Consider the following 23,803-nt stretch of genomic DNA (forward strand, 5'->3'; position numbering starts at 1 on the left):
CCGAGGGCCGGAATCCGAATGGATTCCGGCCCTCGGTCGTATGCAAGCCCCAAGGCGGTGCGTCAGGCGGCCGCGCACTCCGGGCACAGGCCCCGGTAGGTCACCTCGACGTCGGAGACGGCGAAGCCGAAGCGCTCGGTGTCGGGGAGGTCGGTGAGCGGGTCGCCGGTGGGGTGCACGTCACGGATCGCGCCGCAGCGGGAGCAGACCAGGTGATGGTGCGGGCGGTGCGCGTTGGGGTCGTACCGCTTGGCGCGGTGGTCCGTGCTGACCTCCAGCACCTCGCCGAGCGAGACCAGCTCGCCCAGGGTGTTGTAGACGGTCGCGCGGGAGATCTCGGGCAGCTTCACCACGGCGCGCGCGTGGACCTCGTCGGCCGTGAGGTGGACGTGTTCGCCGTCCAGCACCTCGGCCACCACTCGGCGCTGCGAGGTCAGCCGCCATCCGCGTCCACGCAGCCGGTCCAGAAGGTCACTCATGGCAGCCAGGGTAACAGCAGGCAGAACAGATCCCGAACAGGTGTGACTTTGGAATCGGAGCAGGATTGGACTCGGTCCAACCCGGCTCCGGCGGGGTCAGAGGGCCGGTTCGGGGGCGCGGGCCGGGGCCCAGCAGCGGATGATGTCGCGGACCGAGACGATGCCGGCGGGCTCGCCCCCGTCCAGGACGACCAGGTGCCGGAAGCCGCCGTGCGTCATGGCGCTCGCGGCCTCGCGCAGGGTCCAGGCCGGGGCGGCGAAGACCACGGACGTGGTGGTGTGGGCCTGGGCGGACTCCGCGTCCGGGTCCTGGCCGAGGCCGACGGAGTTGAGGATGTCCCGTTCGGTGAGGATGCCGATGCCGCCCGCGTCCGGGTCGAGCACCACGGCGGCGCCGACCCGGCGGGCGGACATCAGGGCTGCGGCCTGGCGGAGGGTGTGGGCGGGGCCGATGGTGAGGACCACCGTGCTCATGGCGTCCTTGACGAGCGTGGGGGGCGATGCGGGGGCGGGAACGAGCATGGGCTTCAGCCACCTCCTGCGGAACCCGCGCCGCACCAGCACGGATTCACGAATTCACAAGTGAGGGAGGCTTCAGAGTGCCAGGTAAAAGGGAGGTCAACAAGGGGGCGCGCGCGGCCTGTTGAGGGCGCGCGGCCCCGGCGGGTGCGCTCAGTCGCCGAGGCGTCCCAGCAGCGCGTCGTGCAGCAGGCCGTTGGAGGCCGCCGCGTTGCCGCTGTGCGGGCCCGGACGGCCGTCGAGGCCGGTGAAGGTGCCGCCCGCCTCGGTGACGATGATCGCGTTGGCCGCCATGTCCCACAGCGACAGCTCCGGCTCGGCGCACAGGTCCACCGAGCCCTCCGCCACCATCATGTACGGCCAGAAGTCGCCGTACGCGCGCGTGCGCCACACCTCGCGGGACAGCTCCAGGAAGCCGTCGAGCCGGCCGCGCTCCTCCCAGCCGGTGAGCGAGGAGTAGGCGAAGGAGGCGTCGGCCAGGTCGCTCACCCCGGAGGCGTGGATACGGCTCGCCGAGGTCAGGCTGCGCCCGGTGAAGGCGCCGTGGTCCTTCGCGGCCCACCAGCGGCGGCCCAGCGCGGGCGCCGAGACCAGGCCCACGACCGGATGGAACCCGCCCGGACCCGCCTCCATCAGCGAGATCAGGGTCGCCCACACCGGGACCCCGCGCACATAGTTCTTGGTGCCGTCGATCGGGTCGATCACCCAGCGGCGCGGGCCCGAGCCCTCGGCGCCGTACTCCTCGCCCAGTACCGAGTCACGGGGGCGGGCGCGCTGGAGGTGGTTGCGGATCAGCTCCTCGGCGGCCTTGTCCGCCTCGCTGACCGGGGTCATGTCCGGTTTCGTCTCGACCTTCAGGTCGAGGGCCTTGAAGCGCTCCATGGTGGTCGCGTCGGCGGCGTCCGCGAGGACATGGGCGAGGCGCAGATCGTCGAGATAGTCCGGCATGTGACGACCGTATCGGCCGCGGGTGTCCGGAAGCCACCAGGGGGAGCGCGGGCGCGGCGCACGGCGCACTGGCCGAACCGCGCCCCCGGTACGCCCCCGGACCCTTGACAGCGCCGGTGGGCGAGTCAAATCTAAGCGCCACAGCTCGCCCCAGGGAGGCGAAGATGCCCGCAGCCCGCGAATCGCTGCTGGACGCCGCTGGCAGAGCGCTCGCCCATCGGCCGTGGTCGACGGTACGGATGGTCGACGTGGCCGCGGCCGCCGGAGTGTCCCGGCAGACGCTCTACAACGAGTTCGGCAGCAAGGACGGCCTGGCCCGCGCCCTGATGCGGCGCGAGGCCGACGGCTACCTCGCCGGCGTGGAACGCGCCCTCGCCACCCACACAGACCCCCGCGACCGGCTCGCCGCCACCGCCGAGTGGACCGCCACCGCCGCCCGCGGCAACGCGCTGGTACGGGCCATGCTCACCGGAAGCTGGACCGAACGGCTCCCCGAGCCCGCCCGCCCCGGCGTGCCCTCCACCTCCACCGTGCCCGCGCAGCGCCGGGCCGACGGGCCGCTGCCCGCGCCCGGAGACTTCCTGCGGATGGTGCGCGACCGGGCCGTGGCCGTCCTCGCCGCACCCGGCGTCCCCGCGTCCGACACCGCGAAGCTGGCCTTCGCCTGCGAACTCGCCCTCCGGCTCGGCCTGTCCTGCGTGGCGGCACCGGCCGGCGAGGGCGGCACCGCGGCCCTCGTCCACCACGCCCTGCACCGGGACCTCGACAGTTAGTGCGCCGACCCCGACAACTGGAGGCCGATCACCCCGACGATCACCAGGGAGATGGAGACGATCTTCAGGGTGGAGACCAGGTCGCCGAGGAAGACCATGCCGTAGATCGCGGTGCCCGCCGCGCCGATGCCGGTCCACACCGCGTAGGCCGGGCCGACGTCGAGCTTCTTCAGGGCCAGGGTCAGCAGGCCGAAGCTGCCGAGGGCGAAGGAGGCGAAGGCGATGGTCGGCCAGAGCCGGGTGAACCCGTGGGACAGCTTCAGGCACACGGCGAAACCGGTCTCCAGCAGCCCGGCGACGATGACCAGCAGCCACGCCATGCGCTGTCCTCCCCTAGGTCCGGATCTCCGGCTCGGTGCGATTATGCACTTACCGAACCCGCGCTCCGGCAAACCACGCGAGCCTCAGTCGCCCTCGCGGCGCTCCCTGGTCGCCAGCAGCCGGCGCAGCGAGTACAGCCGGGCCTGGCGCGCGTGGCCCTCGGCCACCCAGGCGTCCAGCGCGCAGTCCGGCTCGTCGTGGCTGCACGCGCGCGGGCAGCCGGCCGTCCCCGGCACCAGGTCCGGGAAGGCGTTGATCACCCGTGAGGGGTCGATGTGCGCCAGCCCGAAGGACCGTACGCCCGGTGTGTCGACGACCCAGCCCTCGCCGTCGCCGAGCGGCAGCGCCAGCGCGGAGGTGGTGGTGTGCCGGCCCCGGCCGGTCACCGCGTTGACGTGTCCCGTGCTGCGCCGGAGGTCCTTCGGGACCAGGGCGTTGACGAGGGTGGTCTTGCCGACGCCGGAGTGGCCGACGAACGCCGTTATCTTCCCGTCCAGTTGCTCGCGGACCCGGTCGGCCGCGTCGCCGTTCTCCAGCTCCTCGCGGCTGGTCACCACGTAGGGGATGTCCAGGTCGCCGTACAGCTCCAGCAGCTTGTCCGGGGAGGCCAGGTCCGACTTGGTCATGACCAGCAGGGGCGTGAGGCCGCCGTCGAAGGCCGCGACCAGGCAGCGGTCGATCAGCCGGGGGCGGGGCTCGGGGTCCGCGAGGGCGGTGACGATGGCGAGCTGGTCGGCGTTGGCCACCACGACGCGCTCGTAGGGATCGTCGTCGTCGGCGGTGCGGCGCAGCAGGGAGGAGCGCTCCCCGATGCGCACGATCCGCGCGAGGGTGTCCTTCTGGCCCGACAGGTCACCGACGATCGAGACCCGGTCGCCCACCACGGCCGCCTTGCGGCCCAGCTCGCGGGCCTTCATCGCGGTGATGGTCCGCCCCTCGACCAGACAGGTCAGCCGGCCCCGGTCGACGGTGAGGACCATGCCCTCCGCCGCGTCCTCGTGCTTGGGCCGGATGTTGGTCCGCGGGCGGTTGCCCTTGCGGTTGGGACGCGTGCGGATGTCGTCCTCGTCGGTGTGCTTGCCGTAGCGGCGCATGATCTCGTCCCGACCGTTCAGTTACCGAGCATCCCGGCCCACAGCTCGGGGAAGTCCGGGAGGGTCTTCGCCGTCGTCGCCACGTTCTCGATCCGCACCCCCGGCACGGCCAGGCCGATGATCGCGCCCGCCGTCGCCATCCGGTGGTCGTCGTAGGTGTGGAACACCCCGCCGTGCAGCGCGCGCGGCCGGATGTGCAGGCCGTCGGCGGTCTCGGTGACGTCGCCGCCGAGTTCGTTGATCTCCTTGGTGAGCGCGGCCAGCCGGTCCGTCTCGTGCAGCCGGAGGTGGGCCACGCCGCGCAGGGTGGAGGGGGAGTCGGCGAGGGCGGCGACCGCGGCGATGCCGGGGGTCAGCTCGCCGACGTCGCCCAGGTCCACGTCGATGCCGTGCACCGCGCCGGAACCGGAGAACACCAGCCCGTACTCGGTCAGCTCGCAGGAGCCACCCATCTCGGTGAAGATCTCCCGCAGCCGGTCACCCGGCTGGGTGGTGCGCTCCGGCCAGTCCGGGATCGTCACCTTGCCGCCGGTGACCAGGGCGGCCGCCAGGAACGGCTGGGCGTTGGACAGGTCCGGCTCGACCGTGAGGTCCCGGCCCAGCAGCGCGCCCGGCGTCACCCGCCACACGTTGGGCTCGCCGCCCGACTCCGGGGTGTCGACCTGGGCGCCGACCGCGCGCAGCATGTCCACCGTCATCCGGATGTGGGGGAGCGAGGGCAGGGTCGCGCCGGTGTGGCGGACCTCCACGCCCTGGTTGAAGCGCGGCGCGGACAGCAGCAGCGCCGAGACGAACTGGGACGACGAGGACGCGTCGACCGACACCGGGCCGCCCTCCAGCGCCCCGCCGCCGTGCACGGTCAGCGGCAGCGCGCCCCGGCCGTCGTCGTCGATCCGGGCGCCCAGCACGCGCAGCGCGTCGATCACGCCGTGCAGCGGGCGCTCGTAGGAGCGGGGGTCGCCGTCGAAGCGGACCGGGCCGTCGGCCAGCGCGGCGACCGGCGGCAGGAAGCGCATGACCGTGCCCGCGTTGCCGACGTCCACCGTGGCCGGGCCGCGCAGCCCCGTCGGCAGCACCCGCCACGCCTCGCCGGACCCGTCCGGGCCGACGCCCTCCTCGATCTCCACGCCCATCGCGCGCAGCGCCCCGGCCATCAGCAGGGTGTCCCGCGACCGCAGCGGACGGCGCAGCCAGCCCGGCTCGGAGGCGAGGGCGGCCAGCACCAGGGCCCGGTTGGTGACCGATTTGGAACCGGGCACGTGGACCGTCGCGTCGACGGCCCCGGTCGCGTGCGGGGCGGGCCAGAGGGCGGTGTGAGCGGGGTTCACGGTCATGCGCCCCACTTTAGTGGCTGGGACCGCACCCAGATCTTGATCGAACCCGCCCGGCGGCGCTCAGAGCCGCAGCAGCCACTGCCCGCCGCCGATCAGCGAGCACAGCGACACCGCGTGGAACAGGAACAGCCACAGCCCGGCCGGCACATGGGTCAGCCGGGAGAGCTGGTCCGCGTCGGAGTCCCCGGCGCCGCCCCGCATCCGCTTGGCCTGCAGCTCGAAGGGCGGACGCACCCCGCCCAGCAGCAGGAACCACACCACCGCGTACGCGAACGCCGCCTGCACCTGCGGTCCCGCCAGCCACGACACCAGCAGGAACGCCCCGCCGGTCAGCACCACGGTCAGCACCCCGTAGGCGTTGCGGATCATCACCAGCATCGCCAGCAGCAGGGCGGTCGCCACCCACAGCAGCAGGGTGATGCGCCCGGCGGCCAGCAGCGCGGCCCCGCCGAGCCCGAGCAGCGAGGGCGCGGTGTAGCCCGCGGCGGCCGTCAGGATCATGCCGAGCCCGTACGGCTTGCCCCGGCTCACCGTGAGGCCGCTGGTGTCGGAGTGCAGCCGTATCCCGGTCAGCTTGCGGCCGGTGACGAGCGCGATCAGCCCGTGGCCGCCCTCGTGCGCGATGGTGATCGCGTTCCGGGCCACCCGCCACACCGGGTGCGGGGCGACCACGGCGAGCGCGGCGGCCAGGGTGGCGAGGACCACCCACAGGTCGGGACCGGACTGGGTGCCGCTGAGCCGGTCCCAGAGATCGGGCAGCGCGGTGGTCGTGTTGCTGTCCATGTCTGCGGGTGGCTCCCTGTCGTCGGACGGACTCTGGCACTGTGGCTGGTATGTGCGGACGGTATGCGGCCAGTCGTAGCCCAGAGGATCTCGCGGGAGTCTTCGACATCGAGGTGGGGGTCCCCCCTGCCCCGGCGGACGGGGGCGACCGTACCCCGGAACCCGAGGAGACCCTGGCGCCGGACTGGAACGTGGCCCCGACCAAGGAGGTCTACGCGGTCCTGGACCGTCCGCTGAAAGACGCCGCCGACCGCCGTCCGGTTCGCCAGTTGCGCCGGCTGAAGTGGGGACTGGTGCCGTCCTGGGCCAAGACCCCCGAGGGTGCCGCCCGGATGATCAACGCCCGCGCGGAGACCGTGCACGAGAAGCCGGCCTACCGCCGCGCCTTCGCCGCCCGCCGCTGCATCCTGCCCGCCGACGGCTACTACGAGTGGGTCACCGGCGAGCAGGAGCGCGACCTGGAGGTGGAGGGCAAGAAGAAGCGGGCCCGCAAGCAGCCGTACTTCGTGACCCCCGCCGACGGCTCGGTGTTCGCCATGGCCGGGCTGTACGAGTTCTGGCGCGACCGCACCCTGCCCGACGACCACCCCGGCGCCTGGTGGGCGACCTGCTCGGTGATCACCACCGAGGCGGAACAGGGTCCGCTCGCCGTCGCCCCCGCCGAGGGCCCCGGCTCGCTCGCCGACATCCACCCCCGGATGCCCCTGATGCTCACCCCGGACCGCTGGGACGCCTGGCTGGACCCCGCCCGCACCGACCCCGAGGAGCTGCGGGAGCTGCTGGCCCCGCCGCCGGAGGGCCTGATGCGGGCCTACCCGGTGCCGACGGCCGTCAGCAACGTCCGCAACAACGGGCCGGAGCTGCTGAAGGAGCTGGAGGGGCCCGAGGAGGGCACACTCTTCTGATGTGATCCCCAGCATGATCGAGACCGTCGAGACCGAGGCCGGGACCGCCCGCGTCACCTGGCACCACGCGCCCGAACCCCGCCTCGTCCTGGCCGTGAGTCACGGCGCCGGGGGCGGCATCGAGGCCCGCGACCTCCAGGCACTCGCCGCCGCGCTGCCCGCGCACGGGGTGAGCGTCGCCCTGGTCGAACAGCCCTGGCGGGTCGCCGGGCGCAAGGTCGCCCCCGCGCCGAAGACGCTGGACACCGGCTGGCGTGGCCTGTGGCCCGCGCTGACCCGGCCCGGCCTGCCGGTGATCTCCGGCGGGCGCAGCGCGGGCGCCCGCGTCGCCTGCCGCACCGCCACCGAGCTGGGCGCCCACGCGGTGCTCGCGCTGAGCTTCCCGCTCCATCCGCCGGGCAAGCCCGAGAAGTCCCGCGCCGACGAGCTGCTCGGCGCCGGGGTGCCCACGCTCGTCGTGCAGGGCGGGAACGACCCCTTCGGCCGCCCCGAGGAGTTCCCCGAGGGCGGATTCGAGCTGGTCGAGGTGCCCTACGGCGACCACTCCTTCGCGGTGCCCAAGCGGGCCCCCGTGACGCAGGAGGCCGCGCTGCAGACCGTGACGGACGCCGTCACCAGGTGGGCCGCGTCACTCGGGTGACCCTCGGGAATGCCGGACGGGGCACCGCTGTTGTGGCGGACAGAAGTACTGGAGCGCCGGTGAGGCGTCGTCGCGGGAGAGGAAGTCAGCCGCATGGGTTCGACCGCATGTCCGAGTCGCAGCAGCCGCACTGACCTGGACTGGACGGTGCTGCACGCGGCCAAGACCGCTCCGATTCGAGCGGCGGCGGGTACGGGTCGTGTTCTATCCTCCGAAACGAGTGGGGCCGGTCTCGGCCTCGCGCGGGAACTTGAGGAGGTGGGTCCGGTCACCGGTACCGACGCAGGGGCCGGCAGCGGCCAGGCGGAGCAGCCCGAGGGCCAGGGCGTGAGCGCGGAGACGGGCGCCGAGAGCAGCACGGAGCGCAGCGCGCGCTTCGAGCGGGACGCGCTCGAATTCCTCGACCAGATGTATTCGGCCGCCCTGCGCATGACGCGCAACTCGGCCGACGCCGAGGACCTGGTGCAGGAGACGTATGCCAAGGCGTACGCGTCGTTCCACCAGTTCCGCGAAGGCACCAACCTCAAGGCGTGGCTGTACCGGATTCTCACCAACACCTTCATCAACTCGTACCGCAAGAAGCAGCGCGAACCCCAGCGCAGCGCGGCCGAGGAGATCGAGGACTGGCAGCTCGCGCGTGCCGAGTCGCACATGTCGACGGGGCTGCGCTCCGCCGAGTCCCAGGCGCTGGACCACCTGCCGGACTCGGACGTGAAGTCCGCGCTCCAGTCGATCCCCGAGGAGTTCCGCATCGCGGTCTACCTCGCGGACGTAGAGGGCTTTGCGTACAAGGAGATCGCGGACATCATGGGGACACCCATCGGTACGGTGATGTCCCGGCTGCACCGGGGCCGTCGCCAACTGCGCGGCATGCTGGAGGACTACGCGCGCGAGCGCGGCCTGGTCCCCGCGGGCGCCGGAGAGTCGAACGAAGCGAAAGGCTCGGGCTCATGAGCTGCGGAGAGCCGCACGAGACGGACTGCAGTGAGGTCCTGGACCATCTGTACGAGTTTCTCGACAGCGAGATGCCGGACGTCGACCGCGACAAGTTCCAGCACCACTTCGAGGAATGCCACCCGTGCCTGGAGAAGTACGGCCTGGAGCAGGCCGTCAAGAAGCTGGTCAAGCGGTGCTGCGGACATGACGACGTCCCCGCCGACCTGCGCGCCAAGGTCATGGGCCGGATCGAGCTGATCCGCTCCGGCGGCACCGTCCCCGAGCATGACGTGACCGCGGCCGCCCGCGAGAGCTGACCGCCGCTTCCGTCACCCGAACGTGCTAATCCCAGCGGACTAGCCCCCGCCTCCCCCGTACCCCGTCCTACGCTCCACCCCGGACGGGGCACGGTCGGGGAGGGCGTCAATGGAGGCGGTTCCGGCAAGAGCACGGGTCTGCGTGGCCGGTGCCGCCCTGCTCGCCGCGCTCTGCGCACTGCCCGCCCTCGGCGGCCCCACCCCCTGGGGCGCCCTCGGACTCCTCGCCGCGCTCTACGCGCTCTGCGACCAGGTCGTCCGCCGCCGGTTCGGCGGCACCTTCTACCCCGTCCTGCTCGCCGCGGCCTTCCTCCTGACCCCGGCCGCCGCCGCGCTCGTCCCGCTGCCCGCCGCCCTGCTCTCCCCGGTCGAGCACACGCCGGCCCTGCCGCGCCGCGTCTGGCGCGCCGCCCGGCCCGCCCTCGCCGTGTGGGCCGCCGCCCGGACACATCACGCGCTCGACGGCGGCGCGGCCGTCGACGACTCCGTCTTCCCGTACGCGCTGCTGCCGGCCGGCGCGGCCGTGCTTGCCTTCTGCCTGGTGCTCACCCTGCTCGACGGCGCCATGCACGCCGCCGCCGACCGGGTGCCGCTCCGCCGGGCCTGGCGCGGGCTGTTCACCCGCTCCCTCGCCCCGGTCGGCGTGCACGGGCTGGCCGGACTGATGACCGCCGTGCTCTGGCGCAGCCCCTACGGGCCCGTCGCAGCCCTGCTGGTGCTGCTGCCGATGGGCGTCTCCTGCTGGGTGTTCGCCCAGTACCACCGCGAGCGCGCCGCCCACCAGGCCACCATCCGCGCCCTGGTCCAGGCCGTCGACATCAAGGACGGCTATACGCGGGGCCACAGCGAGCGCGTCGGCCGGGCGTCCGTGATGATCGCCCGCCAGCTCGGCCTGGACGACGAACGCGTGGAGGTGCTGCGCTTCGCGGGCATCCTGCACGACGTCGGCAAGCTCGGCGTCCCCACCCGGCTGCTGCGCAAGGACGGCCCGCTCACCCCCGAGGAACGCCGGATCATCGAACTCCACCCCGAGTACGGCCACGAGATGACCCGTGGCATCTCCTTCCTCGGGGAGGCCCGCGCGGCGATCCTGCACCACCACGAACGCCTCGACGGCAGCGGCTACCCCTACGGGCTCGCCGGCACCCAGATCCCCGAGTGCGCCCGCGTGGTCGCCGTCGCCGACGCCTTCGACGCGATGACCTCCACCCGCTCCTACAGCCGGGCCCGCCCGGTCGAGGCCGCCGTCGCCGAGCTGGAGCGGTGCGCGGGCGCCCAGTTCGACCCCCGGATGGTCGGCGCGCTCGCCGCCGCCCTGCGCCGGCACGGCTGGCGGCCCGAGGTCACCGCCGACGAACCCGCCCCCGGCGTCCCGCCGCGCCAGCGCACCCACGGCCGGACCACCGGGGCCCATCGGTGACCGCCCGCCTGACCGCTCGCCGCCTGATCCACGGCGCCGCCGCGCTCCTCGCCGCCGTCGCGTTCGGCGCCACCCTGTGGAACGGCGTCGACGAGCGGGGCACCGCGCTCGCCTTCGGCGTCCTCATAGCCGTCGGCGAACTCACCCGCTGGCAGGGCGGCGGCTCCCGCCGCGCCGCACCGCTCGGCACCGCGGGCTCCCTCTCGTACGCCCTGCTCGGCGCCGACGCCGGGCACCCCGCCGAGCACGGCGCCGATCAGATCCTCACCGTGGTGCTGGTCGCCTCGCTGCTCGGTGGGGTGCCGCACATCTGGCGCGGCAGCAGCCCCACCCTGGACCACCTCGCCCGCCGCGTCCTCACCGTCGGCTTCGCCGCCGTCTGCTTCCAACCCCTGTACAGCCGGGGGGTGTTCGAGCACTGGGACGGCTCCGCCTACGCCCTGACGCTCGTCGCGCTGCTCGTCCTGACCGCGCTGTGCGACGCCGTACTGGCCGCCGCGCTCGCCCGCTCCCGCACCGGCTGGCCCTTCGGTCCGCTGCTGCGCGAGGAGCTGCGCGGGCTGCTCGGCATCGGGTCCGCCGTCTGCGCGACCGGCGCGGTGATGGCGCTCGCGGTCGCCGTCGCCGGACTCTGGGCGCTGCCGGTGTTCTGCCTCCCGCTGCTGCTCACCCAGTTGTCGCTGCGCCGGTACGCGGCCGTGCGCGCCACCTACCGGCAGACCATCACCTCGCTGGCCCGCGCCACCGAGATCGCCGGGTACACCCCGGCCGGCCACGCCCGCCGGGTCGCCGCCCTCAGCCTCGCGGTGGGCCGGGACCTCGGGCTCACCGGCACGGAGCTGACCGTGCTGGAGCACGCGGCGCTGATGCACGACATCGGCCAGCTCAGCCTGGTCGACCCGGTCCCCGCGGGCGCCACCGCGGAGCTGCCCGGCGCGGAGCAGCGCCGGATTGCCCTGCTCGGCGGGGCCGTGGTCCGGCAGACCGGGGTGGCGGCGGCCGTCGCCGTAGTGGTGGAGCGGCAGGCCGACCCCTACCGGGACCAGCCGGTCGCCGCCCGCATCGTGCGCGCGGTCAACGCCTACGAGGAGAAGTCCCGCGACGCCGGGGTGGAGGGCCCCCTGCGCGCACTGGAGGAACTGCGGCTGGCCACGGCCGGGGACTACGCCCCCGAGGTGGTGGAATCACTGGCGCGGGTCCTGTCCCGCGACTGTCTGACCCTGCCGGTTGCTGGGTAACCGATGGGTAATGAGCGCCTCTCCCATGCGACGTGGTTGGATGCGAGGGAGAGGCAGTCCGGGGGCAAAAGCCAGCCCACTGAGCGGAACGGAACTGGCAGGCGGGAATCGTGAGGATCTTCGGCAAGGTACGGAACCGGCCCTCCGCCTCCTGGCGGCAGGCCACCGACCGGGCGTTCACGCTCATCGGCGACGGCCGGTACGAGGACGCGGGCGAACTGCTGACCCGCGCCGCCGATCTGGAGCCCTGGCTCGCCGAGTCCTGGTTCAACCTGGCCCTCCTGCACAAGTTCCGGCACGACTGGGAGCAGGCCCGCGCCGCCGGGCTGCGCGCGGTCGCCCTGCTGGACCGGGAGACCGGCGCGCCCGACTGGTGGAACGTCGGCATCGCCGCCACCGCGCTCCAGGACTGGCCGCTGGCCCGCCGCGCCTGGCAGGCGTACGGACTGAAGGTGCCCGGCGGCGCCACCGCGCTCGGCGAGCCGCTCGGCATGGAGCTGGGCAGCGCGGCCGTACGGCTCTCCCCGGAGGGTGAGGCCGAGGTGGTCTGGGGGCGCCGGCTGGACCCGGCGCGGATCGAGGTGCTGTCCATCCCGCTGCCGTCCTCGGGGCGGCGCTGGGGCGAGGTCGTGCTGCACGACGGGGTTCCGCACGGTGAGCGGACCACGTCCACCGGGCACTCCTATCCGGTCTTCGACGAGATCGAGCTGTGGGCGCCCTCGCCGGTGCCGACCTGGGTGGTGCTGCTGGAGGCGGCGACCGAGGCGGACCGGGACGCGCTGGAGCAGCTCGCCGCGGACGCGGGGTTCGCGGCGGAGGACTGGTCCTCTTCCGTGCGGTTGCTGTGCCGGATGTGTTCGGAGTCGCGGATGCCGTCCGACGAGGGGGAGGGTGTGCATCTCGATCCCCACGATCACAGTGAGCCGGGTCATCCCGGTCCGCTGGGGCATCGGACCGATGGGCAGCTTTGGGTACCGGAGCGGGAGTGTGGGATTGCTGCGCCGGCTTCGCTGGTTCGGGGGTTGCTGGACGGGTGGGTTGCGGACAGTCCGGACTCGCGGGACTGGCGGGATCTCGAAGAGGTTTGTTGATCGGCGTTGCCGGGTGCGGGTGCGTCGTGGCTGGTCGCGCAGTTCCCCGCGCCCCTGACAGGGCGCTACCCGTACCCTGTATCAGCATTCACCCCCCAGTTTTTGTGCAGGAAGGCGTCACTCGGTCATGGCTCAGCAGGACACCGATCAGCAGCGCGTGGGCGTGCTCCCCGTCGATGACGAGGGCTATGTCGTCGACACGGAGGACTGCGAGGAGCGCGAGGCCGGCTGGCGCGAGCGCGGGACCTCGCGGCCGATCACGGTCGTCGGGAACCCGGTGCTGCACAAGGAGTGCGCGGACGTCACCGAGTTCGGCCCCGAGCTGCAGGAACTGGTCGCGGACATGTTCGCCAGCCAGCGCACCGCCGAGGGTGTGGGCCTGGCCGCCAACCAGATCGGCGTCAGCAAGAAGGTCTTCGTCTACGACTGCCCGGACGACGACGGCGTGCGCCACACCGGCGTGGTCGTCAATCCCAAGCTGGTCGAACTCCCCGCCGCCGCCCGCCGCCTGGACGACAGCAACGAGGGCTGCCTGTCCGTGCCCACCGCGTACGCGCCGCTCGCGCGCCCCGACTACGCCGAGGTGACCGGGCAGGACGAGCAGGGCAACCCCATCAAGGTGCGCGGCACCGGCTACTTCGCCCGCTGCCTCCAGCACGAGACCGACCACCTGTACGGGTACCTCTACATCGACCGTCTCTCCAAGCGGGACCGCAAGGACGCGCTGCGGCAGATGGCCGAGAACGAACCGCGCTACGACGTGGTCGCCAACGACTGACGCGACCGCGCGGAACCGGCGCCACCGCACCGAACAGCCACGACGCCCGGCCGGAGACCATTCCGGCCGGGCGTCGTGGCTGTTCGTTCATCTGTTCGCCGAAAGAATCCCGGCGACTTGGGGTAGTGAAAGGAGCAAATCCGTTCCCCAGACGGTCAGTTGTAGTGCTGAATAGGGGTGCGGGGATACGCAACGGCGCACGCCCGGCACGGCAGGGAGGGGCGTGTGCTCCTGGCGGTCGAGAGGGGACTGTTCGTGCATGCTTTCTCACGCGGCACCACATCGGCGACTGCGGTCGCGGTACCACCGTCCCTCGCGCTCCCGGTGATCGAGGACGCCTTTCCCCGGCGGCTGCACCCGTATTGGCCGAGGCTCCAGGAGAACACCCGGCGGTGGCTGCTGGAAAAACGGCTGATGTCCCCGGACAAGGTCCGCGAGTACGCCGACAACCTGTGCTACACGGACCTGATGGCCGGCTACTACCTGGGCGCGCCCGACGACGTCCTCCAGGCCATCGCCGACTACAGCGCGTGGTTCTTCGTCTGGGACGACCGGCACGACCGGGACATCGTGCACGGCAGGACCGAGGACTGGCGGCGGCTGCGGCAGCGTCTCCATACGGCGCTCGACGCACCCGAGGACCATCTGCACCACCAGGACGCGCTGGTAGCCGCTTTCGCGGACAGCGTGCTGCGGCTCTACGCGTTCCTGCCGCCCGCCTGGAACCAGCGGTTCGCCCGGCACTTCCACGAGGTGATCGAGGCGTACGACCGGGAGTTCGGCAACCGGGTCGCGGGCCGGGTGCCCGGTGTGGAGGAATACCTCGCGCTCCGGCGGCTCACCTTCGCGCACTGGATATGGACCGATCTCCTGGAACCGAGCGCCGGATGCCAACTCCCGGACTCGGTACGGAAGAACCTGGCCTTTCGGCGCGCGGCCCTGCTGAGCCAGGAATTCGCCGCCTGGTACAACGACCTGTGCTCGCTGCCGAAGGAGATAGCGGGCGACGAGGTGCACAATCTCGGAATAAGTCTCATCACTCATTCCGGGCTCACCCTCGAAGAAGCCGTCGAAGAACTCAGGCGGCGCATCGAGAATTGCATCGCGGAATTCATCGAGGCCGAGCGCGAGGCGCTGGAGTTCGCCGGGGAACTCGACGACGGCACCGTGCGCGGAAAGGAACTGAGCGCCGCCGTACGGACCTGCGTCGGCAATATGCGGAACTGGTTCAGCACCGTCTACTGGTTCCACCACGAGTCCGGCCGCTACATGGTCGACACCTGGGAGGACCGGTCCACACCCCCGTACGTCAACAACGAAGCGGCAGGTGAGAAATGACCGTCGACGCCATCGATCCCGAGACGCGGGAAGTGGCCGAACTCAAGGACCCGCCCCTCGCCGGGGGCGCCGTCCCGGTGCTCGGGCACGGCCTGAAACTGGCCCGCGACCCGCTCGCGTTCATGTCCCAACTGCGCGACCACGGCGAGGTGGTGCGCCTGAAGCTCGGCCCCAAGACGGTGTACGCCGTCACCGCGCCGGCGCTCACCGGCGCACTCGCGCTGAGCCCCGACTACAAGATCGACGGACCGGTGTGGGAGTCGCTGGAGGGGCTCCTCGGCAAGCAGGGCGTGGCCACCGCCAACGGCCCGCTGCACCGGCGGCAGCGGCGCACCATCCAGCCCGCGTTCCGGCTCGCCGCGATCCCCGCCTACGGGCCGATCATGGAGGAGGAGGCGCACGCCCTCACCGAGCGCTGGCGGCCCGGCGTGCCCGTCGACGCCACCTCGGAGTCCTTCCGGGTCGCGGTGCGCGTCGCGGCCCGCTGCCTGCTGCGCGGCCAGTACATGGACGAGCGCGCCGAACGCCTCAGCACCGACCTCGGCGCCGTCTTCCGGGGCATGTACCGGCGCATGGTGCTGCCGCTGGGACCGCTGTACCGGCTGCCGTTCCCGTCCAACCGCGAATTCAACCGGGCACTGGCCGATCTGCATCTGCTGGTGGACGAGATCATCACCGAGCGGAGGGCATCCGGTCAAAAGCCGGACGATTTGCTGACGGCTTTGCTGGAGGCGAAGGACGACAATGGCGATCCCATCAGCGAACAGGAGATCCACGACCAGGTCGTCGCCATACTCACCCCCGGAAGCGAGACAATCGCCTCCACGATCATGTGGCTGTTGCAGATCCTCGCGGACCATCCCGGGCACGCGGAGAAGGTGCGCGCGGAAGTTGAATCGGTAACCGGCGGTGCGCCGGTCGGATTCGAGCACGTACGCAAGCTGAGCCACACCAACAATGTCGTCGTCGAGGCCCTCCGACTCCGGCCGGCGGTATGGATATTGACGCGTCGCGCGCTCACCGACACGGCACTCGGTGCCTATCGCATTCCGGCCGGGGCGGACATCATCTACAGCCCCTACGCGATTCAGCGCGACGCCCGCTCCTACGCCCGTCACCTCGACTTCGACCCCGACCGGTGGCTGCCGGAGCGGGCCGAGGAGGTGCCGAAGTACGCCATGGCGCCCTTCAGCATCGGCAACCGCAAGTGCCCCAGTGACCACTTCTCGATGGCCCAGCTCAGCCTGATCGTCGCGGCGATCTCGGCGAAGTACCGGTTCCGTCAGGTGGAGGACTCGGACGCCAGCACCCGTGTGGGCATCACCCTGCGTCCCCACCGGCTGCTGGTCGAGCCCCTGGAGTGGTGAGGAGCGGTACGCCCCGACCGGCGTGCGTTCAGGCGGCCTGCGGGCCCCGGAACGCACGCCGGTAGGCGTTCGGGGTGGTGCCGAGCGCCCGGACGAACTGGTGGCGCAGCGCGGCCGCGTTGCCGAACCCGGTCCGCCAGGCGATCGAGTCCACCGTCTCGTCCGTCCCCTCCAGCAACCGCTGGGCCAGCAGCACCCGTTGGCGCAGAATCCAGCGGTACGGGGTGGTGCCGGTCTCCTGCTGGAAGCGGCGGGCGAAGGTGCGCGGGGACATGTGGGCGCGGGCGGCGAGCTGCTCGACGGTGACCTCCTGGTCGAGGTGCTCCTCCATCCACACCAGCACCTCGCCGACCGTGTCGCAGGGGCCCTTGGGCAGCGGGCGCTCGATGTACTGGGCCTGGCCGCCGTCCCGGTGCGGGGGTACGACCATCCGGCGGGCGATCTTGTTGGCGACCTCGGGCCCCTGCTCCTTGCGGACCAGGTGGAGGCAGGCGTCGATCCCGGCCGCCGTGCCGGCGGAGGTGATCACCGGGTCCTCGTCGACGTAGAGCACGTCCGGCTCGACCGTGACGCGCGGGTGGCGCCGGCTCAGCTCCTCGGCGTTGTGCCAGTGCACCGCGCACCGGCGTCCGTCCAGCAGTCCGGCCTCGGCCAGCACGAACACCCCCGTGCACACGCTGAGCACCCGCGCGCCGCGGGCCACGGCCCGGCGCAGGGCGTCCAGCAGGGCGGGGGGATAGTCGCGGGAGGTGTAGGACTCGCCGGCCGGGACGGCGATCAGATCGGCCTCCTCCAGCCGCTCCAGACCGTGCGGGGTGGAGACGGTGAAGCCGCAGTGGGTGCGCAGGGTGGGCCCCTCCGCCGAGGCCACGGCGAAGTCGTACACCGGGAGTCCGTCGTCGCTGCGGTCGATGCCGAACACCTCGCACACCACCCCCAGCTCGAAGGGGTGCACTCCGTCCAGCAGGACCGCGACCACGTTCTTCAGCATGCTGCCAGTGTGCCTCGGCGCTGGCAGGAATTCGAGGGCCCACGGCAGTCCTGCCAGTGTTGGACAGGAGCGTTCAGCGCGAGGCTGATGACATGAACGGAAACCAGATCGAAGGTCTCATCGGAATGGTCGCCACGCTCGGCATCCTGGTCCTCCTGGTCCTGCCCTCGGTGATCGGCATCGTGCGCGAACGGCGCGTCGACCGACAGCTCGGGCAGGCCCAGAAGGACCGCGGACGTCAAGGCTCAGTGCGAGAGGAGGCTCAGAAGTCCTCGTCCAGGTCCACGGTGCCCTCCACCGCGACCTGGTACGCCGACGGACGGCGCTCGAAGAAGTTCGTCAGCTCCTGAACACCCTGCAGCTCCATGAAGGAGAACGGGTTCTCCGAGCCGTACACCGGGGCGAAGCCGAGGCGCGTGAGGCGCTGGTCGGCGACGCACTCCAGGTACTGCCGCATCGACTCGGTGTTCATGCCGGGCAGGCCCTCACCGCACAGGTCGTGGCCGAACTGCAGCTCGGCCGCGACGGCCTCCCGGATCATGTCCGTGACCTGCTGCTCCAACTGCTCGTCGAACAGCTCCGGCTCCTCCTTGCGGACGGTGTCGACCACGTCGAAGGCGAAGGACATGTGCATCGTCTCGTCGCGGAACACCCAGTTGGTGCCGGTGGCGAGGCCGTGCAGCAGGCCCCGGCTGCGGAACCAGTAGACGTACGCGAAGGCGCCGTAGAAGAACAGGCCCTCGATGCACGCGGCGAAGCAGATCAGGTTCAGCAGGAACTTGCGGCGGTCCGCCTTGGACTCCAGGCGGTCCAGCTTGTCGACCGAGTCGATCCACTTGAAGCAGAACTCGGCCTTCTCGCGGATGGAGGGGATGTTCTCCACCGCCGCGAACGCGGCCGCGCGGTCCTCCGGGTCGGGCAGGTAGGTGTCGAGCAGCGTCAGATAGAACTGGACGTGCACGGCCTCCTCGAAGAGCTGCCGGCTCAGGTAGAGCCGCGCCTCGGGGGAGTTGATGTGCTTGTACAGCGTCAGCACCAGGTTGTTCGCCACGATCGAGTCACCCGTGGCGAAGAACGCCACCAGGCGGCCGATCAGGTGCTGCTCCTCGGGGGAGAGCTTCGCCAGGTCGGCGACGTCCGAGTGGAGGTCGACCTCCTCGACGGTCCAGGTGTTCTTGATCGCGTCCCGGTAGCGCTCGTAGAAGTCCGGGTAACGCATGGGGCGCAGCGTCAGCTCGAAGCCGGGGTCGAGCAGATTCTTGGTGGTGGCGTCGGACATTACTGGCAGGCCTCGCAGGACTCGGGGTTCTCAAGGGAGCAGGCGACGGCGTCGGGGTCGGCCGCCTGCTGGACGGGGATGGTCTTGGTCTCCTGGGCGCGGCCGGCCGCACGGGCGATCCGGGTCGCCGGGCGCGAACGCAGGTAGTACGTGGTCTTCAGACCCGACTTCCAGGCGTAGGAGTACATCGAGGAGAGCTTGCCGATGGTCGGCGTCTCCAGGAACAGGTTCAGCGACTGCGCCTGGTCGAGGAACGGGGTACGGGCGGCGGCCATGTCGATCAGGCCGCGCTGCGGGATCTCCCACGCCGTGCGGTACAGGTTCCGCACGTCCTCGGGAATCCACGCGAAGCCCTGCACCGAGCCGTTGGCCTCGCGCAGCTCCTCCCGGGTGCGGGCGTCCCACACGCCGAGGTTCTTCAGCTCCTGCACGAGATACGCGTTGACCTGGAGGAACTCGCCCGACAGCGTCTCGCGCTTGAACAGGTTGGACACCTGCGGCTCGATGCACTCGTACACGCCCGCGATGGAGGCGATGGTGGCCGTCGGCGCGATCGCCAGCAGCAGCGAGTTGCGCATGCCGGTCTCGGCGATCCGGGCGCGCAGCGCGGCCCAGCGCTCCGGCCAGGTCAGCTCGACGCCGTAGTGGTCGGGGTGCAGCACGCCCTGGGCGGTACGGGTCTGCTCCCAGGCGGGGAGCGGGCCGTTGCGCTCGGCGAGGTCGGCGGACGCCTCGTAGGAGGCCAGCATGATGCGCTCGGCGATCTTCGTGGACAGCGCCTTCGCCTCGGGGGAGTCGAAGGGGATGCGCAGCTTGAAGAAGACGTCCTGCAGGCCCATCGCGCCGAGGCCCACGGGGCGCCACTTGGCGTTGGAGCGGCCCGCCTGCTCGGTCGGGTAGAAGTTGATGTCCACGACCCGGTCGAGGAAGGTCACGGCGGTGCGGACGGTGTCGTCCAGCCGCTCCCAGTCGATGTCACCGTCCGCCACGAAGGCGCCCAGGTTCACCGAGCCGAGGTTGCAGACCGCGGTCTCCCCGTCGTCGGTGACCTCCAGGATCTCCGTGCACAGGTTGGAGGAGTGGACCACGTTGCCCGGCAGCGCCGTCTGGTTGGCGGTGCGGTTGGCGGCGTCCTTGAAGGTCATCCAGCCGTTGCCGGTCTGCGCGAGGGTGCGCATCATGCGGCCGTACAGCTCGCGGGCCGGCATGGACTTCTTCGCCAGGCCCGCCTCCTCGGCCTTGCGGTAGGCCGCGTCGAACTCCGGGCCCCACAGGTCGACCAGCTCGGGCACGTCGGCCGGGGAGAACAGCGACCAGGGCTCGTCGGCGTTGACCCGGCGCATGAACTCGTCCGGAATCCAGTGCGCGAGGTTCAGGTTGTGCGTACGGCGCGCGTCCTCACCGGTGTTGTCGCGCAGCTCCAGGAACTCCTCGATGTCGGAGTGCCAGGTCTCCAGGTACACCGCGGCCGCGCCCTTGCGCCGGCCGCCCTGGTTCACCGCGGCCACCGAGGCGTCCAGCGTCTTCAGGAACGGGACGATGCCGTTGGAGTGCCCGTTGGTGCCCCGGATCAGCGAACCCCGGCTGCGGATGCGGGAGTACGAGAGGCCGATGCCGCCGGCGTGCTTCGAGAGGCGGGCGACCTGGTGGTAGCGGTCGTAGATCGAGTCCAGCTCGTCCAGCGGGGAGTCCAGCAGGTAGCAGGACGACATCTGGGGGTGCCGGGTACCGGAGTTGAACAGGGTGGGGGAGGACGGCAGGTAGTCCAGGCGGCTCATCAAGCCGTACAGCGCGGCCACTTCGTCCACGGCGGGGGCGCTGTCGTTCTCCGCCAGACCGCTCGCCACGCGCAGCATGAAGTGCTGGGGGGTCTCGATCACCTTGCGGGTGATGGGGTGGCGCAGCAGGTAGCGGCTGTGCAGGGTGCGCAGGCCGAAGTAGCCGAACCGGTCGTCGGCGCCGGTGTCGATCAGGGCGTCGAGGCGGGCGGCGTGCAGCGCCACGAAGTCGGCGGTGCGGTCGGCGACCAGGCCCTCGCGGTGGCCCACGGCCACCGACTCGGTGAAGCGGGTCACGCCCTGCGAGGCGGCCTCGGCGCGGATGGAGAGCGTGAGCAGCCGGGCGGCCAGCCGGGAGTACGCGGGGTCTTCCGAGATCAGACCGGCGGCGGCCTCGGTGGCCAGCTCGCGCAGCTCCGCCTCGTCGGCGCGCGCCGACCGGCCGCGCAGCGCGGCGGCCGCGACCCGGCCGGGGTCCGCGTCGGGGAGGTCGGCGGTCAGCTCGGTCAGGGTCCGCAGCAGCGCGGCACCGGGGCCGTCGTTCTCCACAGAAGCCTCGGTCGCCGGGGTGGCTGAAGCCGGATCGGCAGGCGCGATGGTCACGTGGGGCTCTCCCTCGCTGGGCACGGGGGCCTGGCGGAGGGTAGGAGAGGGCACGAGCGCACACGGCGTCGCGTCCACCGGCCCACTCCACGAGGCCCGGACGTCTTCGAGCACCCGGACCGGACGGCCGGGCGCCGCTGTCGGCAGGTCCTCGGACTGACGCTGGCATGCACGAAGCACGCGAGTACACCGTTGCGGGACAGTTCCGGATTCGCACCGGATTCCCCTGCGACGACAGCGAGCACGAGCATACATCTAGTGCCGCCCTGTCACGTCACCCCCAGATGTTGTGTCTGTTGTGTGTCCCGACGGCTTCAGAGGGTCAACTCGTAGGTGAGCAGGGCGAGGTCCAGGACGCCCGGCAGAGGGTTCCAGTCGCGGTGCGGGGTGCGGTGGAAACCGAGGCGTTCGTAGATGCGGTGGGCGGCGTGCATCGTGGGCTGCGTGGAGAGGACGAGGCCGGGGCAGCCCGCCAGGGCCCGTGCCCGGTCCGCACAGGTCCGTACGAGCGCCTCCCCGGCCCCCTGGCCCCGGCCGGCCCGTGCGACCGCCAGCATCCGGATCTCGGCCTCGCCCGGTCCCGCGATGTCGGCCATGGGTCCGCCGGCCGGGACGAAGGTGACCCCGCCCAGCAGGACGTCCCCGCGCACGGCCACCAGGATCTCCGCGTCCGCCGCCCGCCGGGCCACGTCCCGCAGCTCACCCAGATACGCGTCGCTCTCCCCGAAGTCCAGCAGGCCGTCCTGGAGGTACGCCTGCGCGGTGATCTCACCCAGGGCGGTGTACTCGGCCGGGTCGGCGGGTCTGATGACGAGGTCCATGCCCGGCAGTGTGGACGACAACGCGACGGGCCGCCGTCGCTTTTCGCGTGACGGCGGCCCGTGGCCGGAAGGCGGGAACTGCTAGTGGCTGGTGCCCGCTGTCGCCGGGGGGAGTTCGACCTCCACGCCGGGGTCGCCGGCGTCGGCGGTGTAGTCGGCGGGGGTGGTTTCGTCGATGCCGTCGGGGGCCTTCACGGCCTTGAGGACGAAGGTGAGGATCACGGTGACGACGACGTTCAGGACGAAGGCCGTCAGGCCGATGTAGCCGATCTCACCGATGCCGGGGATCTCCTTGGCGGAGCCGCCGAAGTGCTTCTGGGTGGGGGAGGCGACGCCGTAGGCGGCGAGGGTGCCGTAGAGCATGCCGACCGCCCAGCCGGCCAGCAGGGCCCAGCGGTGGAACCAGCGGGTGAAGAGGCCGCCGACCAGGGCGGGGAAGGTCTGGAGAATCCAGATGCCGCCCAGGAGCTGGAAGTTGATGGCGACCGTCTTGTCCATGGTGAGGACGAAGACCAGCGCGCCCACCTTCACCAGCAGCGAGACCAGCTTGGAGACCTTGGTCTCCTGCTCGGGCGTCGCGTCGGGCTTGATGAAGTCCTTGTAGATGTTGCGGGTGAACAGATTCGCGGCCGCGATCGACATGATCGCCGCCGGCACGAGCGCACCGATACCGATGGCGGCGAAGGCCACGCCCGCGAACCAGTCCGGGAACATGTCCTCGAACAACTGCGGGATGGCGAGCTGCCCGTTGGTCACCTTCACCCCGGCCGCGATGGCCATGAACCCCAGCAGGGCCAGCAGGCCCAGCATCAGGGAGTACAGCGGCAGGATCGTGGTGTTGCGCCGGATGACCTCGCGGCTCTTGGAGGAGAGCGTCGCGGTGATCGAGTGCGGGTACATGAACAGCGCGAGCGCCGAGCCCAACGCCAGCGTGGCGTACGTCCACTGGCCCGCCGGGGCCGGGACCAGGCCGCCCGCACCGGCGGCGGTGTACTTCTCGCCCGCCTTGGCGAAGATCTCGTCGAACCCGCCCAGCTTGATCGGGATGTAGATGATCGCCACCGCGATGACGATGTAGATCAGCGTGTCCTTCACGAACGCGATCATCGCGGGCGCCCGCAGACCCGAGGAGTACGTGTACGCGGCCAGCACGCCGAACGCGATCAGCAGCGGCAGGTCCTTCACGAACCAGTTGGTGTCCTCACCGCCGCCCACGCCCATCACGTCCAGCACCGCCTGGATGCCGACCAGTTGGAGCGCGATGTACGGCATGGTCGCCAGGATGCCGGTGACCGCCACCGCCAGCGAGAGCCCCTTGGACCCGAACCGCCCGCGCACGAAGTCGGAGGTGGTGACGTACCCGTGCCGGTGCGAGACCGACCACAGCCGGGGCAGGAAGGTGAAGATCAGCGGGTACACCAGGATCGTGTACGGCACCGCGAAGAACCCGGACGCGCCGGCCGCGTAGATCGCCGCCGGCACCGCGACGAAGGTGTACGCCGTGTACAGGTCGCCGCCGAGCAGGAACCAGGTGATCCAGGTGCCGAACGACCGGCCGCCCAGGCCCCATTCGTCCAGCGAGTGCTCGTTCTCGGCCTTGCGCCAGCGCGAGGCGAGGAACCCCAGGACCGTGACCGCGAGGAAGAAGAAGACGAAGACGCCGAGCGCCACGCCGTTGACGCCGTCCTTCACTGGGAGACACCCCCGCTCCGGGCCTTGCGGGAGCGCTGGTCACGCTGCCAGAGCTGGTACGCGGTCATGGTGAGCGACGTGGAGACCAGCACCCACAGCATCTGGTACCAGTAGAAGAACGGGATGCCGATGAACGTCGGGTCCACCTTGGAGAACGAACCCACCCACAGCATCGCCACGAACGGCGCCACGAGACACAGCCCGATGACCACTCGGACCGGTGTCACCACCGGTTGCCTCACTTCAGAATCTTCGGGCATGCCGGACTCCGTCCCCTCGTTGATCACGCGTAATGCGCACGCAATCTAGGTGACGGCACGGCGGAGCGGAAGCCCTCGTCCGGGTATCGATATGGCGA

24 protein-coding genes and 1 riboswitch are annotated in these 23,803 nt (G+C 71.4%); of the genes, 11 read left to right on the top strand and 13 right to left on the bottom strand.

Annotated elements, in window-relative coordinates; translation table 11 throughout:
• Positions 1-62: 62 nt before the first annotated feature.
• The 3 genes from E5083_RS03250 to hisN form a co-directional block, all read right to left on the bottom strand.
• Positions 63-479, bottom strand: a complete 417-nt coding sequence (locus E5083_RS03250; protein ID WP_030807398.1) for a Fur family transcriptional regulator — start codon at positions 477-479, stop codon at positions 63-65.
• A gap of 96 nt (positions 480-575) precedes the next feature.
• Complete coding sequence (locus E5083_RS03255) at positions 576-1,001, bottom strand: CBS domain-containing protein (RefSeq protein WP_135784048.1); 426 nt, start codon at positions 999-1,001, stop codon at positions 576-578.
• A gap of 150 nt (positions 1,002-1,151) precedes the next feature.
• The gene (gene hisN / locus E5083_RS03260; RefSeq protein WP_135784049.1) at positions 1,152-1,946 is read right to left on the bottom strand and encodes a histidinol-phosphatase; all 795 of its coding nucleotides are present in this window, start codon (positions 1,944-1,946) and stop codon (positions 1,152-1,154) included.
• Positions 1,947-2,110: 164 nt separating this feature from the next.
• Here hisN and E5083_RS03265 point away from each other — a divergent pair, with 164 nt between their 5' ends.
• Positions 2,111-2,719, top strand: coding sequence for a TetR/AcrR family transcriptional regulator (locus tag E5083_RS03265; protein ID WP_135784050.1), 609 nt, complete (start codon positions 2,111-2,113; stop codon positions 2,717-2,719).
• Here E5083_RS03265 and E5083_RS03270 read toward each other — a convergent pair.
• The 4 genes from E5083_RS03270 to E5083_RS03285 form a co-directional block, all read right to left on the bottom strand.
• Positions 2,716-3,039 carry a DMT family transporter gene (locus E5083_RS03270; protein WP_086693118.1) on the bottom strand — a complete coding sequence of 108 codons (324 nt, stop codon included), beginning with the start codon at positions 3,037-3,039 and terminating at the stop codon, positions 2,716-2,718. The genes E5083_RS03265 and E5083_RS03270 overlap by 4 nt on opposite strands.
• Before the next feature lie 84 nt (positions 3,040-3,123).
• Positions 3,124-4,134 carry a ribosome small subunit-dependent GTPase A gene (rsgA, locus tag E5083_RS03275; protein ID WP_135784051.1) on the bottom strand — a complete coding sequence of 337 codons (1,011 nt, stop codon included), beginning with the start codon at positions 4,132-4,134 and terminating at the stop codon, positions 3,124-3,126.
• Between the two features lie 17 nt (positions 4,135-4,151).
• Positions 4,152-5,468: a 3-phosphoshikimate 1-carboxyvinyltransferase gene (aroA, locus tag E5083_RS03280; RefSeq protein ID WP_135784052.1), complete on the bottom strand. Its 1,317-nt coding sequence runs from the start codon at positions 5,466-5,468 to the stop codon at positions 4,152-4,154.
• 60 nt (positions 5,469-5,528) lie between these two features.
• Positions 5,529-6,251, bottom strand: coding sequence for a M50 family metallopeptidase (locus E5083_RS03285; protein ID WP_135784053.1), 723 nt, complete (start codon positions 6,249-6,251; stop codon positions 5,529-5,531).
• 50 nt (positions 6,252-6,301) lie between these two features.
• On the opposite strand from E5083_RS03285, the gene E5083_RS03290 reads away from it, so the two are divergent.
• The 10 genes from E5083_RS03290 (at position 6,302) to E5083_RS03335 (ending at position 16,281) form a co-directional block, all read left to right on the top strand.
• Positions 6,302-7,156 (top strand): SOS response-associated peptidase, encoded by an 855-nt coding sequence (locus tag E5083_RS03290; RefSeq protein ID WP_135784054.1) that lies wholly within the window; start codon positions 6,302-6,304, stop codon positions 7,154-7,156.
• Positions 7,157-7,169: 13 nt separating this feature from the next.
• Positions 7,170-7,796 (top strand): alpha/beta hydrolase family protein, encoded by a 627-nt coding sequence (locus tag E5083_RS03295; protein WP_135784055.1) that lies wholly within the window; start codon positions 7,170-7,172, stop codon positions 7,794-7,796.
• Positions 7,797-8,054: 258 nt separating this feature from the next.
• Positions 8,055-8,750, top strand: a complete 696-nt coding sequence (locus E5083_RS03300) for a sigma-70 family RNA polymerase sigma factor (RefSeq protein WP_208753938.1) — start codon at positions 8,055-8,057, stop codon at positions 8,748-8,750.
• Positions 8,747-9,049 (top strand): mycothiol system anti-sigma-R factor, encoded by a 303-nt coding sequence (rsrA, locus tag E5083_RS03305; RefSeq protein WP_030807430.1) that lies wholly within the window; start codon positions 8,747-8,749, stop codon positions 9,047-9,049. The genes E5083_RS03300 and rsrA overlap by 4 nt, the downstream gene beginning before the upstream one ends.
• 109 nt (positions 9,050-9,158) lie before the next feature.
• Positions 9,159-10,469, top strand: a complete 1,311-nt coding sequence (locus tag E5083_RS03310) for an HD-GYP domain-containing protein (RefSeq protein ID WP_135784057.1) — start codon at positions 9,159-9,161, stop codon at positions 10,467-10,469.
• The gene (locus tag E5083_RS03315; protein ID WP_425276685.1) at positions 10,466-11,707 is read left to right on the top strand and encodes an HD-GYP domain-containing protein; all 1,242 of its coding nucleotides are present in this window, start codon (positions 10,466-10,468) and stop codon (positions 11,705-11,707) included. Before E5083_RS03310 ends, E5083_RS03315 begins: the two co-directional genes overlap by 4 nt.
• Positions 11,708-11,817: 110 nt before the next feature.
• Complete coding sequence (locus E5083_RS03320) at positions 11,818-12,798, top strand: hypothetical protein (protein WP_030807439.1); 981 nt, start codon at positions 11,818-11,820, stop codon at positions 12,796-12,798.
• A gap of 127 nt (positions 12,799-12,925) precedes the next feature.
• Complete coding sequence (def, locus tag E5083_RS03325) at positions 12,926-13,576, top strand: peptide deformylase (protein WP_135784058.1); 651 nt, start codon at positions 12,926-12,928, stop codon at positions 13,574-13,576.
• 255 nt (positions 13,577-13,831) lie between these two features.
• The gene (gene cyc1, locus E5083_RS03330) at positions 13,832-14,914 is read left to right on the top strand and encodes an epi-isozizaene synthase (RefSeq protein ID WP_135784059.1); all 1,083 of its coding nucleotides are present in this window, start codon (positions 13,832-13,834) and stop codon (positions 14,912-14,914) included.
• A complete protein-coding gene (locus tag E5083_RS03335; RefSeq protein WP_135784060.1) occupies positions 14,911-16,281 on the top strand; it encodes a bifunctional albaflavenone monooxygenase/terpene synthase in 1,371 nt (456 codons plus the stop codon). The genes cyc1 and E5083_RS03335 overlap by 4 nt, the downstream gene beginning before the upstream one ends.
• A 28-nt stretch (positions 16,282-16,309) precedes the next feature.
• Here E5083_RS03335 and E5083_RS03340 read toward each other — a convergent pair whose 3' ends face one another.
• The 6 genes from E5083_RS03340 to E5083_RS03370 form a co-directional block, all read right to left on the bottom strand.
• Positions 16,310-17,272, bottom strand: a complete 963-nt coding sequence (locus E5083_RS03340; protein ID WP_135784061.1) for a GlxA family transcriptional regulator — start codon at positions 17,270-17,272, stop codon at positions 16,310-16,312.
• Positions 17,273-17,534: 262 nt separating this feature from the next.
• Positions 17,535-18,551, bottom strand: a complete 1,017-nt coding sequence (locus tag E5083_RS03350; RefSeq protein ID WP_135784063.1) for a ribonucleotide-diphosphate reductase subunit beta — start codon at positions 18,549-18,551, stop codon at positions 17,535-17,537.
• Positions 18,551-20,932 carry a ribonucleoside-diphosphate reductase subunit alpha gene (locus tag E5083_RS03355; protein ID WP_135784064.1) on the bottom strand — a complete coding sequence of 794 codons (2,382 nt, stop codon included), beginning with the start codon at positions 20,930-20,932 and terminating at the stop codon, positions 18,551-18,553. Before E5083_RS03355 ends, E5083_RS03350 begins: the two co-directional genes overlap by 1 nt.
• 125 nt (positions 20,933-21,057) lie before the next feature.
• Positions 21,058-21,183, bottom strand: a riboswitch (cobalamin riboswitch).
• A gap of 63 nt (positions 21,184-21,246) precedes the next feature.
• Positions 21,247-21,753 (bottom strand): GNAT family N-acetyltransferase, encoded by a 507-nt coding sequence (locus tag E5083_RS03360; protein ID WP_135784065.1) that lies wholly within the window; start codon positions 21,751-21,753, stop codon positions 21,247-21,249.
• Between the two features lie 81 nt (positions 21,754-21,834).
• On the bottom strand, positions 21,835-23,445 hold the full coding sequence (gene mctP / locus E5083_RS03365; protein ID WP_135784066.1) for a monocarboxylate uptake permease MctP: 1,611 nt from the start codon (positions 23,443-23,445) through the stop codon (positions 21,835-21,837).
• Positions 23,442-23,705, bottom strand: coding sequence for a DUF3311 domain-containing protein (locus E5083_RS03370; protein WP_167513442.1), 264 nt, complete (start codon positions 23,703-23,705; stop codon positions 23,442-23,444). Before E5083_RS03370 ends, mctP begins: the two co-directional genes overlap by 4 nt.
• Between the last annotated feature and the right edge of the window lie 98 nt (positions 23,706-23,803).

The organism is Streptomyces bauhiniae (assembly GCF_004784475.1).
GTDB lineage: Bacteria > Actinomycetota > Actinomycetes > Streptomycetales > Streptomycetaceae > Streptomyces > Streptomyces seoulensis.